The 15,245-nt window shown below is 72.2% G+C and carries 19 protein-coding genes; 11 read left to right on the forward strand and 8 right to left on the reverse strand.

Going from position 1 to position 15,245, the window contains the following annotated elements:
* Positions 1 to 13: 13 nt before the first annotated feature.
* Both OJ962_RS08840 and OJ962_RS08845 read right to left on the reverse strand, forming a co-directional pair.
* Entirely contained in the window at positions 14 to 808 is a 795-nt protein-coding gene (locus OJ962_RS08840) for a hypothetical protein (protein WP_202957281.1), read from the reverse strand.
* Positions 798 to 1,367: an RNA polymerase sigma factor gene (locus tag OJ962_RS08845; RefSeq protein ID WP_202957280.1), complete on the reverse strand. Its 570-nt coding sequence runs from the start codon at positions 1,365 to 1,367 to the stop codon at positions 798 to 800. Before OJ962_RS08845 ends, OJ962_RS08840 begins: the two co-directional genes overlap by 11 nt.
* A 38-nt stretch (positions 1,368 to 1,405) precedes the next feature.
* Here OJ962_RS08845 and OJ962_RS08850 point away from each other — a divergent pair, with 38 nt between their 5' ends.
* Positions 1,406 to 1,660, forward strand: a complete 255-nt coding sequence (locus tag OJ962_RS08850; RefSeq protein WP_270006294.1) for a hypothetical protein — start codon at positions 1,406 to 1,408, stop codon at positions 1,658 to 1,660.
* Positions 1,657 to 2,352 (forward strand): M24 family metallopeptidase, encoded by a 696-nt coding sequence (locus tag OJ962_RS08855; protein ID WP_202957278.1) that lies wholly within the window; start codon positions 1,657 to 1,659, stop codon positions 2,350 to 2,352. Before OJ962_RS08850 ends, OJ962_RS08855 begins: the two co-directional genes overlap by 4 nt.
* On the opposite strand, the gene OJ962_RS08860 is transcribed toward OJ962_RS08855, so the two are convergent.
* Positions 2,336 to 3,550 (reverse strand): hydroxyacid-oxoacid transhydrogenase, encoded by a 1,215-nt coding sequence (locus tag OJ962_RS08860; protein ID WP_202957277.1) that lies wholly within the window; start codon positions 3,548 to 3,550, stop codon positions 2,336 to 2,338. The genes OJ962_RS08855 and OJ962_RS08860 overlap by 17 nt on opposite strands.
* Entirely contained in the window at positions 3,550 to 4,293 is a 744-nt protein-coding gene (locus OJ962_RS08865) for a hypothetical protein (protein ID WP_270006295.1), read from the reverse strand. The genes OJ962_RS08860 and OJ962_RS08865 overlap by 1 nt, the downstream gene beginning before the upstream one ends.
* A 150-nt stretch (positions 4,294 to 4,443) precedes the next feature.
* Here OJ962_RS08865 and OJ962_RS08870 point away from each other — a divergent pair, with 150 nt between their 5' ends.
* The gene (locus OJ962_RS08870; RefSeq protein ID WP_202957275.1) at positions 4,444 to 4,947 is read left to right on the forward strand and encodes a DUF1697 domain-containing protein; all 504 of its coding nucleotides are present in this window, start codon (positions 4,444 to 4,446) and stop codon (positions 4,945 to 4,947) included.
* Here OJ962_RS08870 and OJ962_RS08875 read toward each other — a convergent pair.
* On the reverse strand, positions 4,864 to 5,469 hold the full coding sequence (locus OJ962_RS08875) for a Clp protease N-terminal domain-containing protein (protein ID WP_202957274.1): 606 nt from the start codon (positions 5,467 to 5,469) through the stop codon (positions 4,864 to 4,866). The two genes, OJ962_RS08870 and OJ962_RS08875, sit on opposite strands and share 84 nt — an antisense overlap.
* Positions 5,470 to 5,546: 77 nt before the next feature.
* On the opposite strand from OJ962_RS08875, the gene OJ962_RS08880 reads away from it, so the two are divergent.
* From OJ962_RS08880 to OJ962_RS08895, 4 genes are read left to right on the forward strand one after another with little or no spacing between them, the layout of a single operon-like run.
* Positions 5,547 to 7,037: an RNA polymerase sigma factor gene (locus OJ962_RS08880; RefSeq protein ID WP_202957273.1), complete on the forward strand. Its 1,491-nt coding sequence runs from the start codon at positions 5,547 to 5,549 to the stop codon at positions 7,035 to 7,037.
* A gap of 33 nt (positions 7,038 to 7,070) precedes the next feature.
* Positions 7,071 to 8,462, forward strand: a complete 1,392-nt coding sequence (locus tag OJ962_RS08885; protein ID WP_202957272.1) for an alkaline phosphatase D family protein — start codon at positions 7,071 to 7,073, stop codon at positions 8,460 to 8,462.
* Positions 8,463 to 8,475: 13 nt separating this feature from the next.
* Positions 8,476 to 9,219: a hypothetical protein gene (locus OJ962_RS08890; protein ID WP_202957271.1), complete on the forward strand. Its 744-nt coding sequence runs from the start codon at positions 8,476 to 8,478 to the stop codon at positions 9,217 to 9,219.
* Entirely contained in the window at positions 9,210 to 9,602 is a 393-nt protein-coding gene (locus OJ962_RS08895; RefSeq protein ID WP_202957270.1) for a (R)-mandelonitrile lyase, read from the forward strand. The genes OJ962_RS08890 and OJ962_RS08895 overlap by 10 nt, the downstream gene beginning before the upstream one ends.
* On the opposite strand, the gene OJ962_RS08900 is transcribed toward OJ962_RS08895, so the two are convergent.
* The gene (locus tag OJ962_RS08900; RefSeq protein ID WP_202957269.1) at positions 9,549 to 10,973 is read right to left on the reverse strand and encodes an MFS transporter; all 1,425 of its coding nucleotides are present in this window, start codon (positions 10,971 to 10,973) and stop codon (positions 9,549 to 9,551) included. The genes OJ962_RS08895 and OJ962_RS08900 overlap by 54 nt on opposite strands.
* A gap of 103 nt (positions 10,974 to 11,076) precedes the next feature.
* Between OJ962_RS08900 and OJ962_RS08905 the strand changes: the two genes are divergently transcribed.
* From OJ962_RS08905 to OJ962_RS08915, 3 genes are read left to right on the forward strand one after another with little or no spacing between them, the layout of a single operon-like run.
* Positions 11,077 to 11,292, forward strand: a complete 216-nt coding sequence (locus OJ962_RS08905) for a hypothetical protein (protein ID WP_202957268.1) — start codon at positions 11,077 to 11,079, stop codon at positions 11,290 to 11,292.
* Positions 11,285 to 12,589 carry a sensor histidine kinase gene (locus OJ962_RS08910; RefSeq protein ID WP_202957267.1) on the forward strand — a complete coding sequence of 435 codons (1,305 nt, stop codon included), beginning with the start codon at positions 11,285 to 11,287 and terminating at the stop codon, positions 12,587 to 12,589. Before OJ962_RS08905 ends, OJ962_RS08910 begins: the two co-directional genes overlap by 8 nt.
* Positions 12,586 to 13,251: a response regulator transcription factor gene (locus tag OJ962_RS08915; protein ID WP_202957266.1), complete on the forward strand. Its 666-nt coding sequence runs from the start codon at positions 12,586 to 12,588 to the stop codon at positions 13,249 to 13,251. Before OJ962_RS08910 ends, OJ962_RS08915 begins: the two co-directional genes overlap by 4 nt.
* A gap of 22 nt (positions 13,252 to 13,273) precedes the next feature.
* On the opposite strand, the gene OJ962_RS08920 is transcribed toward OJ962_RS08915, so the two are convergent.
* Entirely contained in the window at positions 13,274 to 13,741 is a 468-nt protein-coding gene (locus OJ962_RS08920) for a PepSY domain-containing protein (RefSeq protein ID WP_202957265.1), read from the reverse strand.
* 71 nt (positions 13,742 to 13,812) lie between these two features.
* Here OJ962_RS08920 and OJ962_RS08925 point away from each other — a divergent pair, with 71 nt between their 5' ends.
* On the forward strand, positions 13,813 to 14,640 hold the full coding sequence (locus OJ962_RS08925; RefSeq protein ID WP_202957264.1) for an NAD(P)H-binding protein: 828 nt from the start codon (positions 13,813 to 13,815) through the stop codon (positions 14,638 to 14,640).
* Positions 14,641 to 14,657: 17 nt separating this feature from the next.
* Here the strand turns inward: OJ962_RS08925 and OJ962_RS08930 are convergent, their stop codons facing one another.
* Positions 14,658 to 15,227: a TetR/AcrR family transcriptional regulator gene (locus OJ962_RS08930; protein WP_202957263.1), complete on the reverse strand. Its 570-nt coding sequence runs from the start codon at positions 15,225 to 15,227 to the stop codon at positions 14,658 to 14,660.
* Positions 15,228 to 15,245: the final 18 nt, after the last annotated feature.

Raw genomic sequence — 15,245 nt, forward strand, 5'->3', positions numbered from 1 at the left:
GCCTAGAGATCGACTAGCCCGGCGTGAGTCTGTTCAAGTTCTCGCGCGTGGGGGGAAGGGACTCCAGCGCCTCGACGACCACCGTCGTGCGCTGCTCGCCGATCTGTGAGGTCCGGTCGGGGCCGTAGATCGCCATGACCGAGCGTGAGCCGAGCGGGGTGCCGGTGTCCGCGTCGATGAAGTACTCGGCGCGTGAGCGGTCCCAGGTGACGATGTAGCGCTTGGCGGCGCGGCCGTTGAAGGTCGTGTCGCCGGCGGGGTCGAGCGCGCCCCGCTCGTACGCCTGCCGGAACTCGCGCAGGAAGCCGGGGGCGTGCTGGTCGATGTACATGCGGGCGTCGCCGCCGTCGGAGCGGCGGGCGGTGTCCCCGTTGGTGAAGTGCAGGACGCCATCGGCGTCGAGGTACTCCTCGAAGCGCTCGCCGCTCGAGTGGCGCGAGATCGTGTGCCAGCGCGCCCCGAGCTGCCAGCGCTCCTCGGTGCGCGATTCCGACGGCGGGACGCCCGGGCCGTTCGACTCCGTCCGTGAGGTGATGCGCGTGTAGAGGATCTCCTCGGCGGGCACGGCGGTCTGCGCGTACGCCCGGGCGGCGAGGTCGGGTGGCGTGACGTCCGGCGCGAGCAGCGCGAAGCCCGCGATCGAGGCCGCGACCGCGAACGGGACGGCGAGCGCAGCGCGGCGGGTCCGGCGCCGGCGGCGCCGCCGGGGCGTCGACACCAGCCGGGTGAGGAGGTCCTCCGGGACGGGGACTTCGAGATCGCGCGCGGGGTCCGCGGCGCGCAGGCGGTCGAGCGTGTCAGTGGTCATGCGTGGGCTCCGGGGACGAGGGAAGACGCGCGGGCGCGGCGTGGCCGGGCGGACCCGGCGACAGGCGCGGTGGGGCGGGGTCGTCAGCGGCCGCGAGCGCCGCGCCGAGGCGCCGGCGCGCGCGGGACACGCGCATGGCGAACGCCAGGCGGGTCGTGCCGGCGACCTTCGCCCCGTCGGCCAGGGACAACCCGTCCCAGGCGACCAGGCGCAGCGCCTCGCGGTCCGTCTCGCTCAGCCGGGCGAAGGCGCGCAGGACGGCGTCGCGTTCGCCCAGCGCGTCGGCGGGGTCGCGGCCGAACGCCACATCGGCCGACCGGGACGCCTTGACGCGATCGCTCGCGGCCGCCCGGCGGCGGGTGGACAACTCGCGCGCGGCCACCACGTACAGCCACGGCAGCGGCTCGGCCGGGACGCGCTCCAGCCGCCGCCAGGCGACGGCGAACGTCTCGGCGGCGACGTCCTCGGCGGTTGCGGCGTCCGTGCGGCGCCGCGCGAAGCGCAGCACGGCCGGGTAGTGCTCGCGGAACAGGGATTCAAAGCGGGCGCGGTCGCTCACAGCCACTACACGTCGCGAGCACGCGTATGTTGACGCCCATGGACGTGCTGATCGACGCCGATACGCTGCGTTCCCCGGAGCTGCGTCATGAGATCCCTGCGGGGATCATCGACGCGTTCCTGTATGGAGAGCGTGACGGCGAGCCGTTCGCGGCGACCTTACCGCTCGACGCGCCGACGATCGCGCAGGCGCGGTCCCGCCCGGCTTTCCGCTGGAGACCGCCGACTTCCTGCGCGCGCACGGCATCACGCTGCACGTCGACCGCGCGCGCTTCGACCGCCGCCGGCGCGTGAAGTCCGCGCGGGAGCTCGACGGGATCCGGCGGGCGACCCACGCCGCGCAGCTCGGCCTGCAGGCCGCCCGCGAAGCGCTCGAACCGGGCCGCACCTGCGAGGAGCTGCGCACCATCGTGCGCTCCGCGGTCGAGCCGCACGCCGCGCTCGGGGAGTTCATCGTCGCCCACGGCCCGCAGACGGCCACGGGTCACGGCCCCGGCAGCGGCCCGATCCAGCCGGGCGAGCCCGTGATCGTCGACCTCGCGCCGCAGGACCGCGAGACCGCGACCTTCTCCGACATCGCGCGCACGTTCGTCGTCGGCGAACCGGACCCCGAGATCGCGCGCTGGCACCAGCTCGTCCTGGAGGTGCTCGAAGACGCGATCGCGCACGTCAAGCCGGGCGTCGACGGCCGCGAGCTCTACGCGCGCGCGTGCGATCGCTTCGAAGGCGAGGGCTTCCCCACCCAGCGCAAGCCGGGCGAGCACGTGATGGAGGGGTTCCCGACCGCGCTCGGCCACGGGGTCGGACTCGAGGTCCACGAGGCGCCGAGCCTCGGTCGCTCCGGCGACGAGCTCGTCGCCGGCGACGTCATCACGATCGAGCCGTTCCTGTGCCGTCCCGGCTTCGGCGGCGTGCAGGTGGAGGAGATCCTGCTCGTCACCGACACGGGCGCCGAGCGGCTCAGCGACTTCACACGCTCGCTCTGAGAATCGCGGCGAGATCGTCCGCGGTGACCTCCCGCGGCGCCACCGCGAGCAGCCGCCGCTGGGCCAGCGCGCCCTCGACCAGCGCCGGGATGTCGTCCTCCCCGTAGCCGAGCTCACCGAGCGACGGCACGCCGAGGTCGGACATGAGCGCGGACAGCGTCTCCGGCAACGACGTCCCGTTCAGCAACGACGCCGCGTGATCATGGCGCTCGGGAGCCGCCTCGTGCGTGAACGCGAACGCCGCCGGTGCGGTGACGATCACCGAGATTCCGTGCGGGATGAACCGGCCCGGGTAGCCCGGCGGCTCGTACTCGTGCTTGAGACCCGCGATCGGATACGCGCACGCGTGCGGGATGTGCACCCCCGCCGAGCCGAACCCGACGCCCGCCATCGACGCCGCCAGCATCATCGCGCCGCGCGCCTCGACGTCATCGCCGTCCGCGACCGCGCGCCGCAGATAGCGCCCACCGTACTCCAGCGCCTTCGCCGACCACACGTCCGCGACCGGGTTCGATCCCTGGTACGGCGGCCGCTCGCCCGGGGATGCGGGCCGCTCCCGCGACGTGTACGGCCGTGCCAGGTAGGACTCGGCCGCGTGGCAGACGACGTCGAGCCCGGTCGCCGCGACCACCTCCGCCGGCAACGTCCGCGCCAGGTCCGGATCGACGATCGCCTGCGACGGCCGCAGGTAGCGGTGGGAGATGCCGGTCTTCACGCGCCGCTCCGGGATGTCCAGTACGGCGACGGTCGTCGCCTCCGAGCCGGTTCCGCACGTGGTCGGGATCGCGAGATGCGGGAGCAGCGGCGACGGCGGCGCCTTGCCGCCGCCGATCGGCGCGTTCACGTAGTCCATGACCGGCGCCGGGTGCGAGGCGATCAGGTTCGCGACCTTCGCGGTGTCGACCGCGCTCCCGCCGCCCAGCGACACGAACCCGTCGACCTCCTCGCCCACCGCGAAGTCCGCGGCCTCCTGCAGCGAGTCCAGCGAGGGCTCGACCCGGGCGCGGTCGAAGACCACCACGTCGCACTCCAAAGACGCGAGCACCCGGTCCAGATGCGGGATGCCCGGGTCGGTCACGAGCAGCGCCCGGGTCACGCCCAGGCGCTGCAGCTCCCAGCCGGCGTCATCGACCGCGCCGGGGCCGAACTTGATCGGCGTCGCTTCGAGCGTGAAGACGGACTCCACGCTCGTGGTCATTACCGGATCGTGAAGCTCGTACGCACGTTGGTGCGGCGCGAGCCCTGCGTGACCGTCGCGTTGACGGTGTAGCGGCCCTTCTTCATGCCGCGCGTGGAGCCGAGGTTCAGGCCCACGAGCTTGCCGGGCAGCGCCGCGATGGCGGCCATGTTGCCGGACTTGGTGCCGGGGCCGGAGATGCGGAAGGAGCCGCCGATCGGGTCGATCGAGTTGCCGAGGTTGCGCACCGGCAGGATCACGCTGCCCGACCGGACCTGCGCGGCGCCCGTGCGGAAGCGGAACGACTTCTTCGACGGGTTCAGGCGCAGCTTCGAGATCAGCCGGTAGTTCGGGATGATGCCCTTGCGGCCCTTGGTGTTGGTCGGCTTGCCGAGGATGTCGACGCTCGCGTACAGCGAGCTCAGGCGCCGCACCATGCGGAAGCTGATCGGCCGCTTCGCGCCGGCGCCGATCGTGAACGAGCGCGTCGTCGCGCGCACGTAGCGGGTGAGGTTCGAGCGCGGATCGGCCAGGACCGTGCCGTTGAGCTGCTGGCGCCACGGGCGGACGGTGACGGTCACGCGCAGCGTCTCGCGCGTGGTGTTGTTGAGCGTGAGCGAGCCGACCGTGCCCAGCTTGGCACGGTTCTCGAGGCTGGCCGGCGTGACCGCCAGGCCACCCGACTGCGCATGCGCCGCCGTCGCAGAACCGAGCACACCGACGCAGGCGACGACCACCGGCACGGCAACACGCCGCGTCTTCACAGACACCATCAGACCCTCCACAGAGATTGACCCATGCGCTTCCTCAAGCGCCGGAGCAGTGTCTCCCTGCTCTCTAAGCGCTCGCTGAAGAGTCCTGTAAGGGAACCTTCAGGTTTGCGTCATCCGGTTCGTAAGCGAACCTGTGCGCTGATGCCCCGCAACATCGCCCTCCTCCGCGGTATCAACCTCGGCGCCAAGCGCCGCGTCGCCATGGCCGATTTGCGGGCACTTCTCGAGGCGCTGGGCTACACCGACGTTCGTACGGTCCTCGCGAGCGGTAATGCCATCTTCACCGGCCGCGTGTCTCGCGCCCAGCTCGAGGCGGCGCTCGAAGAACGCTTCAAGATGAAGATCGACGTCGTGCTGCGCACGATGGACGAGCTGCGCGCCGTCGTCGAGGCCGACCCGTTCGGGGAAGCGGTGACCAACCCGACGCGCTACTTCGTCGTCTTCGGCGACCGTGAGCCGGATCTCGCCTACCTCGAGGGGCAGGACTTCGCCCCCGACGCCTACGCGGTCCGGGGGCGGGAGATCTACGCGTGGTGCCCGGAAGGCATGCAGAACTCGCGCCTAATGAAGGCTTTCAGCAAGGCGCCCGCCACCGGCACCGCGACCGTTCGCAACTGGGCCACGGTCGGGAAACTGCTCGAGTAGCCGGCGCGCGCCGTCGTCCTCGAGCGTCGCCTTCACCAGGTGATCGAGGCCGAGCACGCCTGAGTTGCGGATGAGACGGGCATGAAGACTCGGGTGAAGACCGGCCGGCGAAGGCGCGTTCATGGCAGGCGGTGGGAACGAGCGCCGCGCGGCCTCGGCGTCGAACTGGAGCGCGCCGGCCTGAGCGAGTGCGAGCGCGAGGTGCTCGCCGTCGATGCTGCGCGACCCGTGGCGGGCGGCTTCCTCGCGGGCGCGCACGAGCGCGGCGCGCGCGGCTTCGGAGAGCGTCGGCGGCGAAGTGAGGTCGCGGTAGCGCCGGTGCGCCGCCTGGCGGGAGATCCCGAGCGGACGCGCGATCTGGGTGTAGGTCTGTCCTTCCTGGAGCGCGCGGGCGACCAGGTGGCGCTCCAGGACGTCGAGCTCGGCGCGCAGCGCGGTGAGCGCGCGAAGGCTCGCGGTGGGTTCGGCGGTGAGCGTGCGCTCCAGCAGCGAGAGCGTCTTCTGCGGGTTGTACGGGGCCATTTAACCCGTCAACGCGCCGTGACGATAAAGGTCGGGTATGACTTTCAGCGAGTTGTGACGTTCAGGATGTGTGGGCCATGACCGCAGTCCCCGCGACACTCCGTCTCCGCCGCGAGAGCACGCTGCGCTCCCGCGCCGCGCGTGGCGACGCGGCCGCGTTCGCGGCGGTCTACGAACGCCACCACCAGGCCTTGTACCGGTACTGCCGCTCGATCCTGCGCCACGAGGAGGACGCGCAGGACGCGCTGCAGAGCACGATGACGCGCGCGTTCGCGGCGCTGCAGACCGAGGAGCGCGACTTCGAGCTGCGCCCGTGGCTGTTCCGGATCGCCCACAACGAGGCGATCTCGCTGCTGCGCAAGCGCCGGGACACGACGGAGCTCGACGACATCCCGGTGGCGGTGGAGCTGGACGACCAGGTGAGCGAGCGCGAGCAGCTGCGCCTGCTGGCCATGGACCTCGCCGACCTGCCGGAGCGCCAGCGCGCGGCGCTCGTGCTGCGCGAGCTCAACGGGCTCTCCCACGCGGAGATCGCGGTCGTGCTCGAGACGTCGGCCGCGAACGTCAAGCAGGTCATCTACGAGGCCCGCACCGCCCTGTTCAGCGCACGGGAGGGGCGTGAGATGCCCTGCGAGGACGTGCGCCGCAAGCTCTCGGACGGCGACGGCCGTGTGCTGCGCAGCCGCGGGCTGCGTGCCCACCTGCGCTCTTGCTCCGGTTGCCGCGCCTTCCAGGCCGACATCGCCACGCGCGAGAAGCGGCTCGCACTGCTGGCGCCGCCGCTGCCGACCGCCGGCGCGGCCGCGCTGCTGGCGCAGATCCTCGGCGGCGGGACCGCGAAGCTGCTCGCCTGCGTCGCGATCGCGGGCGGCGGCGCGACGGTCGCCGCGACCGAGTTCTACAAGCCGCCGCCGGCCGCCGACGCGGAGGCGCCTCCGGCCCTGCCGGAGCGCGAGAAGCGCGCCGCCGCGCCGACAACGGCGACGGCCACCCCGACGCCGGTCGTCACCGCCGCGCCGACCGCCGCCGCCGCGAGCAGTGCTCCCGAGCGCCCGGCGAAGAAGCGGCCGGCCGCGAAGAAGGCCAAGCCGAAGCCGAAGCCGAAGCGCGAGCGCCCGCGGACCGTCGGGCTCACGATCCCGGCCGACCCGCGCCCGGGCAACACCGACGCGGCCGGCTCGCGGCCGGCGGAGACGCCGCGCGCCGAGAGCCCACGCGAGGACACGCCGCGCACCTCGCGGCCCGCGCCGCGGCAGGATCGTCCCTCCTCGCGCGCGGACCGTCCCGCGCCGAAGGCGGACCGGCCCGCGCGCAAGAACCCGCCGAAGGCCGACAAGGTCAAGCCGGAGAAGGCCAAGCCCGAGAAGCAGAAGCCGGCCAAGCCGGTCGAGCAGCCGGCGTCCACGCCGCCGCCGGCCGCGACCGCGACGCCCGTCAGCGAGCTCCCGCCTGGCCAGGCGAAGAAGCAGGACCGCGCCGAGCACGTCCCGCCCGGCCAGGCGAAGAAGCAGGCCAACGACGACGAGGACGACGACGACGGCGGCGGCGACGAGGACGACGACGACTGACGGCGGCGCCCATCCCGAGTAGGGTCCTCGCCGATGCCAGGCGTATGGGTGACGGCGGGCGCGCCGCTCGCGAGCGGCGACGGCTGGCGGGTCTGGTACTCGTGGCCCGCCGGTGAGTTCACGCCCAAGCCGCCGCGCGTGCGGACCGCGGCCGGGCAGCCCGTGCAGCTCGTCGACACGCCGTGGGCACCGCAGCCCGCCCCGAACGGATCCAAGCGGCAGATGGCGGTCAAGGAGCTGCGCCTCAAGGACGCGCAGCCGGGCGCGCTGTACGAGGTCACGATCCCCGAGCGCGGCCGCCCGCAGCATTGGCGCACGCTGCCGAACCAGCTGCCCGTGTCGCTGATCATCGGCTCCTGCTTCTGGCTCAACGACGACAAGGACGGCCACTACTCGTCCGCGGTCGTCGAGCTCGTCCAGCGCGAGCGACCCGCGTTCAAGGTGCTGATGGGCGATCAGATCTACGCCGACGTGTGGTCGCCGCTGCCGGTCAAGCTCCGGGAAGGGCTCGCGGGCAAGTACGAGCGCTACTGGGGCGACGGCGCCTACCAGGACCTGCTCGCGGCCTGCCCGACGCTCGTCTCCTGCGACGACCACGAGTTCTGGAACGACTTCCCCGAACCGCAGCTGCAGGTCCCGTACTCGTGGGACCGCTTCGGCCCCGACAACGCGCAGGCGCTGCACGAGCTCTACGACGCCTACCAGGCCGCGCTGAATCCGGAGGGCAAACGCCACAGCCGGCTGGACGTCCCGCCCGTGTCGTTCTTCGTCGCCGACACGCGCTCGAACCGCACGCGCATGAAGGCCGACGAGCCCGCGCTCATGCTCGAGCGCCAGTGGCAGGCGCTCGAGGACTGGGCGCACGAGCTCCACGGCCCCGGCGTGCTGATCCTCCCGCAGCCGCTGCTCAAGCAGGGCGGCAGCCCGACGGACAAGACGCTGGTGGACTTCAAGCAGTCCGACCGCCTGGGTGCGATCTTCGAGGCGGCGCTCGGTGGGGACACCGGTGACGGCAAGCCCCACGACATCCTCATCCTCACCGGCGACATCCACACCGGCCGCATCAGCTCGGCCGAGATCGTCGGCGCGCAGGGCCAGATCTTCGAGCTCGTCGCGAGCCCGGCCTCGATGGTCACGCCGTACCTGAAACCGTTCGGCTTCGAGCCCGAGCACCCGCCGGACAAGCTCACGATCAACCGCCGCACGTGGCAGATCACCGCGCACCAGCGCCTCAGCGCGACGGTGGACAACAACGTCGGCCTGATCAAGATCGCGCCCGGCCGCAACGGCCGTACGCGCTTCAGCCTGCAGCTCTGGCGCGTGCGCCCGTACGTGTCCGTCCCCGGCCGCCTGCAGTTCTGGAAGCGCAAGGCGGCCAAGGGCGCGCAGCCGATCCACGACCCCATCGACCTCGAGCTCCGCTGAAGGAGGAGAACCAGTGCTCCGGCACTCCAACAGCGCTGAACAGAACCCGGACGTCAAGGACGTCACGGACACGTACGCCGAAGAGGACAACACGCGCTTCTTCGCCGAGGCCACGGACCAGCTCGGCGGCCCGCGGGCGCTGATCGGGCTCGTCGGCGCCTGCGACCTGCCCGGTGTCGCGCTGCGCCGCGCGCAGTCGATCCTGCGCTGGGACCGCCGCCCGAGCCTGTGGTCGCACGCGTTCCTGGTGGTCGACGACGGGATCCGCGAGGTGACCCTGCACAGCCGCGCCGGCCACTTCCCCGAGCCGGCCGACAACGCCATCACGCCCGGGACGCTCGACCTCTACGAGCGCGACCCCAACGTCGCGCTGCTCAAGGTGAGCATGAGCGACGAGGAGGCGGCCGCGGTGGCCCACCGCGCCGTCAAAGAGCCCAACCTCGAGCGCCTGCGCTACGACTTGTTCGAGGCGCTCGGCTTCTGGCAGGCCTACCTGTGGACGCGCGGCACCGCGAACCCGCTCGAGCAGGGCATCCCGATGGCGGCCTCGGCGCTGATCGAGTACTGCTTCGAGGCCATCCAGCTCGACCTCACCCCCGGTGCCAACGACCGCAACTCCGCCCCCGAGCACCTGTGGAACGGGGCCCGCTGGTGGACGGACGCCTTCGGGGAGTTCGGCCGCAAGATCGAAGGGCGGGCCGTGATCCGCGACCGCCACTGCCGCGTCCTCGGTCCAGGAGAAACCACATGGAAGTGATTCGTCCCCACCAGCACGCGACCCAGCGCGGCCCCGCCGAGTGGTTCACGGGCGACGTGTACATCGACCCGATCACCACCGGCCCGCACGTGAAGCTGCTGAGCGTGCACTTCACGCCCGGCGCGCGGACCGCCTGGCACAAACATCCGTTCGGCCAGACGATCCACGTCACGGAGGGCTCGGGCCTCGCGCAGTCGCGCGGAGGAAGGATCGAGCCCATCCGGGCCGGCGATACCGTGCACTTCGAGCCCGGGGAAGAGCACTGGCACGGTGCCGATTCAGCGAACTTCATGACCCACTTGGCGATGCAGGAGATCGCCGACGACGGCTCAGACGCGATCTGGGGCGACCACGTCACGGACGCCGAATACACGCAGCGCTGACGGGCGGGAGAGCCACAGCGCGACGGCGGTGGCGACCAGCAGCACGCCCGCGCCGACCACGAACGCGTAGTGGTAGCCGGAGAGCAGGTCCGCGGGCGCGGTCGAAGCGCCCGTGCGCTCGGCCGCGAGCGTCGCCAGCACGGCGAGGCCGATCGCGCCGCCGACCTGCACGGTCGTGTTGATCAGGCCGGAGGCCAGGCCCGAGTCCTCGGGCCGGACGCCGGACATCGCGAGCGTCATCAGCGCGGGGGTGGAGAGGCCGGCGCCCAGGCCGATCAGCACGGTCGCGGGCAGCACGTCGACGACGAAGTTCCCGTCGATCGGCGCGCGGGCGAACAGCAGCAGACCCGCGACGATCAGCAGCATGCTCGGCACGAGGATCGTGCGGGGCGCGAAGTGCTGGGAGAGCTTGAGCGACGTGATGCCCATCACGACGGTGGAGGGCAGGAACGCCAGGCCGACGGCCAGCGGGTCGTAGCCCAGGACGAGCTGGAGATACAGCGCCCCCAGGAAGAACAGGCTGAACATGCCGACCACCAGCAGCGCCATCACGACGTTCGCGCCGGTCACGTCGCGTGACGCGAACAGGCGCAGCGGCATCAGCGGCGTCGCGATGCGGGCCTGGCGCACGAGGAAGGCGACCAGCGCGACGGCGGCGACGCCGGCGAGGATGAGCGTGCGCTGGGCGAGCCAGCCGTGCTCGGCGACACCGAGGACGGCGTAGACGCCCACCATCACGCCGCCCGTGAGCAGCGCGGCGCCGGGCAGATCGGCGCCCGCGCGGATGCCGATGCCGGGCCGGTCCTCGACCAGCCGCAGCGCCAGGACGCCGACGACGATCCCGATCGGCGCGTTGATGAGGAAGATCCAGTGCCAGTCGAGCGCGTCCGTGAGCACGCCGCCGGCCAGCAGGCCGATCGACCCGCCCGCGGAGGCCACGAAGCCGTAGACGCCGAGCGCCTTGGCCTGCTCGCGCGGCTGCGGGAACATCGTCACGATCATCCCGAGGACGACCGCGGAGGTGAGCGCGCCGCCCGCGCCCTGCACGAAGCGGGCGGCGATCAACATCCCCTGGGTCTGCGCGACCGCGCAGGCGATTGAAGCGAGGGTGAAGATGGCGAGGCCGGTGAGGAAGACGGTGCGCTGCCCGATCAGGTCACCGGCGCGGCCGGCCAGCAGCAGCAGGCCGCCGAAGGCGATCAGGTACGCGTTGACGACCCACGCCAGGTTGCTGGCGGTGAAGGACAGGTCGTCCTGGATGGAGGGGAGGGCGACGTTCACGATCGTGGCGTCGAGGACGATCATCAGCGTCCCCGCGCACAGGACGTGGAGCGCGGCCCAGCGGTTGCGTTCCGGGGAGGAGGAGGTCATGCCCGTACAGACGGCACGCGCGCCCGAAACTCATCGCTCGCGCTAAGAGTGTTCTCATCGTCGTCTTACGTCCAGCCGAGCCGGACGCCCCAACCTCGGGCGGGTGCGCGTGCGCCCGTTGACCGTCGTCCTGTGCGCGCTGGCGTTCGCCGTCGGGACCGTCGTGGTCGTCACGCTGGTCGTGCGGCCGCCGGCTCCCCCGGCCGTGCGGGCGATCGAGCTGCTGCCCGGCGCGCCGACCGTGACGCCGACGCCCACGACGTTCGCTCCGCCCGAGGACGACGACGCCGACGAGGACCCGTTCGACGACGATGAGTAGCCGGACGCGGATCGTGCTGTCGGTCGCGCTGCTGTTCGCGCTCGCGACGGCGCTGTCGACGCTCGCGCTGCGGCAGGTGCTGCTGGCGCGTGTCGACGCGCGCATCCAGTCCGCGCTCGCGCAGGAGGCGGCCGAGCTGCAGCAGTTCGCCGAGCAGGTGCGGGTCGCCGACGCGCGCACGCTCTTCGACCAGTTCCTGGCGCGCGACGTGCCCGACGAGGCCGAGGCGTCGTTCACGTTCGTCGGCGAGCAGCCGTACCGCTCCAACGCCGACCTCGGCGCGAGCCAGGAGCTGATCGACGGCGTGCGGGACCTCGGCGACGTGGACGCGGTCGAGCGCGGCGACCTCGACGACTCCTACCGCTACCTGGCCGTGCCCGTGAACCTGCGCGGGGAGCGCGTCGGGACGTTCGTCGTGACCTCCGACCTCGGACGCGAGCGGGGCGAGGTGGCGGAGGCCGTGCGCGTCGCGGCCGGGATCGGCTTCGGCGTGGTCGTGCTCGTGTCGCTGCTCGCGTTCGCCACCGTCGGACGCGTGCTCGCGCCGCTCGACGAGCTCGGCGCGACGGCCCGCTCGATCGAGTCCGGCGACGACCTCACGCGCCGCATCGACGTGCGCGGCGGCGACGACATCGCCGAGCTCGGGCACCTGTTCAACGCGATGCTCGACCGGCTGGAGATGGCGTTCGCGCTCCAGCGCGAGTTCGTGTCCGACGCCGGGCACGAGCTGCGCACGCCGATCACGATCATCCGCGGCCATCTGCAGCTGCTCGACCGCGACCCGGAGACCTACCGGATCGTGTCCGACGAGCTCGATCGGATGAGCCGCTTCGTGGAGGACCTGCTGACGCTGGCGAAGTCCGAGCGGCCGGACTTCCTCATGCTCTCCGAGCTGGACCTGGACCTGCTGACGGACGAGCTGATGGCCAAGGCGAAGCGGCTCGCGCCGCGCCGGTGGACGCTGGAGGCGACCGGCGCCGGGTTGCTGCGCGGAGACCGCCAGCGGCTCACGCAGGCCGTCATGAACCTCGCGCACAACGCGGTCCAGCACACGCACGAGGGCGACACGATCACGCTGGGCTCCGCTCACAGCGGAACCGAGGCCCGGCTGTGGGTGGCCGACACCGGCCCGGGCGTGGCCGAGGAGGACCGCGAGCGGATCTTCGAGCGCTACGCCGGCGACGGGACCGGCCTGGGTCTGGCGATCGTCCGGACGATCGCGCTCGCGCACGGCGGGCGGGTCGAGCTGGAGAGCGACGACGGCGCGAGGTTCACGATCGTGCTGCCCGCCTCATGAGCAGCCGGATCCTGATCGCCGAGGACGAGCGCAACCTGGTCGCGTTCCTGGAGAAGGGCCTGCGGGCGGCCGGCTACGTGACCACGGCGGTGGGGGACGGACCGTCGGCGATCGCGCTGGCGCGCGACGAGGACTTCGAGCTGATGATCCTGGACCTCGGGCTGCCGGTGCTGGACGGCACGGAGGTGCTGCGGACGCTGCGGGCGCAGGGCCGGACGCTGCCGATCCTGATCCTGAGCGCGCGCGACGACGTGCGCGACAAGGTCGCCGGACTGCAGCTCGGGGCCGACGACTACGTGACCAAGCCCTTCGAGTTCGACGAGCTGCTCGCGCGCGTGCAGGTGCGGCTGCGCGCGGCGGGGACGAGCGCGCCGACGGTGCTGACCGTCGGCGGGATCGCGCTCGACCTGCGTACGCGCCGGGCGAGCGTGGACGGGGAGACGGTCGAGCTCTCGGCGCGCGAGTTCGCGCTCCTGGAGCTGCTACTGCGCCACCCGGACCAGGTGCTCAGCCGCCAGCAGCTGCTGGCCCGGGTGTGGGGCTACGACTTCGACCCCGGCTCCAACGTGGTCGAGGTCTACGTGGGCTACCTGCGCCGCAAGCTGGGCGCCGCGCACATCGAGACCGTGCGCGGCATGGGGTATCGCCTGCGCGCCACGTAGGGCGACCCCCCGGGGGCAAGCGTCAGTCGTCGTCGCGGTCCACGCGCAGGACCTTGCCGGTGCGGGCGTCGACGTCGACGTCGGTGTCGTCGGCGAAGCCGATCTGCCACACGAGCTGCCCCTCGTCGCTGTCGAGGTCGGCGTCCGTGAGCGCGGTCTCGCCCACGCGCGGGGCGGCGGCGCGCAGCGCCGCGACGAGGCTGACCCGCGCCTGGTCGACCTCGGTCTCGCGGTCGTCGCGGCGCGTCTTGGTGACCTTGCTGCCGTCGAGCGCGACGAGCTTCTGGGTGCCGTCGGCGAACGTGACCTCCCAGTGGCGGCGCTCCTTGTCGAGCTCGTACAGCTTGGCCGAGACGCCCTTGGAGGCGGTCTGCACGGCGCGGACGGCGTCGGAGGAGGAGGCGGCGGTCGCTCCCGTGACCGCGAAGGCGGCGGTCCCGGCGACGGCGGCGGTGGTGGCGGTCAGCCCTGCGATCGTGCGCTTCTTCATGCTCTTCAGCGTGCGCACTCGCGCTAAGGCGGCCCTGTGACCGATATGAGACCGCTCTTATCGTCTTGGGGATGAGCCTTGTCATCACGGGTGCGTCCGGCCAGCTCGGCCGGCTCGTCACCGCTGAGCTGCTGAAGACCGTCGAGCCGTCGGAGCTGATCCTGCTCACCCGCGCGCCCGAGGCACTCGACGTGCCGGGCGCGCAGGTGCGCTCGTTCGACTGGAACGCCGCCACGCCGGCCGCGTTCGAGGGCGGCGAGCGGATGCTGCTGATCTCCGGTCCGGACATCGGCGCGCGCGTGGACGGCCACAAGGCGGCGGTCGACGCCGCGGTCGCGGGCGGCGTGCGGTTCATCGCCTACACGTCGATCCCGAACCCGTCCGACAACAATCCGATCGTGGTCGCGGCCGAGCACCGCGCGACCGAGGAGCACATCCGCGCGAGCGGCGCGCGCTGGGCGATGCTGCGCAACAACATCTACGCCGAGATCCAGGCACCGGCCTACCAGGCCGCGATCGCCACCGGGCGCCTGGTCACCAACGGCGGGCCGGTCGGCTTCGTCAGCCGCCTGGACTGCGCCCGTTCCGCCGCCGCGGTGCTCGCGGGCGGCGACCACGACGGCCGCGAGTACGACATCACGGGTCCGGAGGCGCTCGGCCCGGCCGAGCTCGCGGCGCTCTTCTCGGAGCTCGGCGGCAAGCCGGTCGAGCCCGTGCTCGTCGGCGACGAGGAGTACATCAGCGGCCTGGTCAAGAACGCGGGCATGCCGGACGCGGTGGCGACGATCTACTCGACGTTCGGCATCGGCGCGCGGCTCGGCTACTCGGCGGTGGTCAGCCCCGCCGTGCGCCAGCTCACCGGCCACGACCCGCTCACGCTGCGCGAGGTCCTTTCCTAAAGAGGGACAGTCCCTCTTTAGGAAAAGAGGCGGTCGAGGTGGGCGTCGAGCGCCTCGACCACTCGCTGCGGATCGCCCTCGCCGAACAGCAGCGGTTCGGCGAGGCCCGAGTTGAGCGCCAGCAGCGTCATCGCCTCGCGCTCGGGGTCCGCGACACCCGCCTCGCGCAGCATCGTGGTGAAGATCTCCTCGAGCTCGTTGAGGTCGGCGCGCAGCTTGGCCCCGAGCTCGGGCGAGAACATCGCGCGGTGGGCGAACGCGATGGACACGCGCAGCGCGGCCGTGCGGCGCGCGTCGAGCGGCAGCAGCTCGAGCAGGATCTCGCGGACCGCGCCCTTCCACGAGCCGGCGGCGTTCGCGCGCTCGTCGGCGCGCCGGCCGATGTCGTCGCTCACGACCTGGTACGCGTGCCGCAACATCTCGTCCTTGCTCTTGAAGTAGTGCTGGACGGTGCCGATCGAGACGCCCGCGCGGTCGGCGATCGTGCGGATGCTCGCCGCCTCCAACCCGGACTCCGCGACGACGCTCAGCAGCACCTCGGTGAGGCGCGCGCGGCGTTCGTCATGGTCGACCGGGGCAGGTGTCATACGAGTGTATGGTACGCT

This window comes from Solirubrobacter deserti, assembly GCF_027587175.1.
In the GTDB taxonomy this organism is placed as follows: domain Bacteria; phylum Actinomycetota; class Thermoleophilia; order Solirubrobacterales; family Solirubrobacteraceae; genus Solirubrobacter; species Solirubrobacter deserti.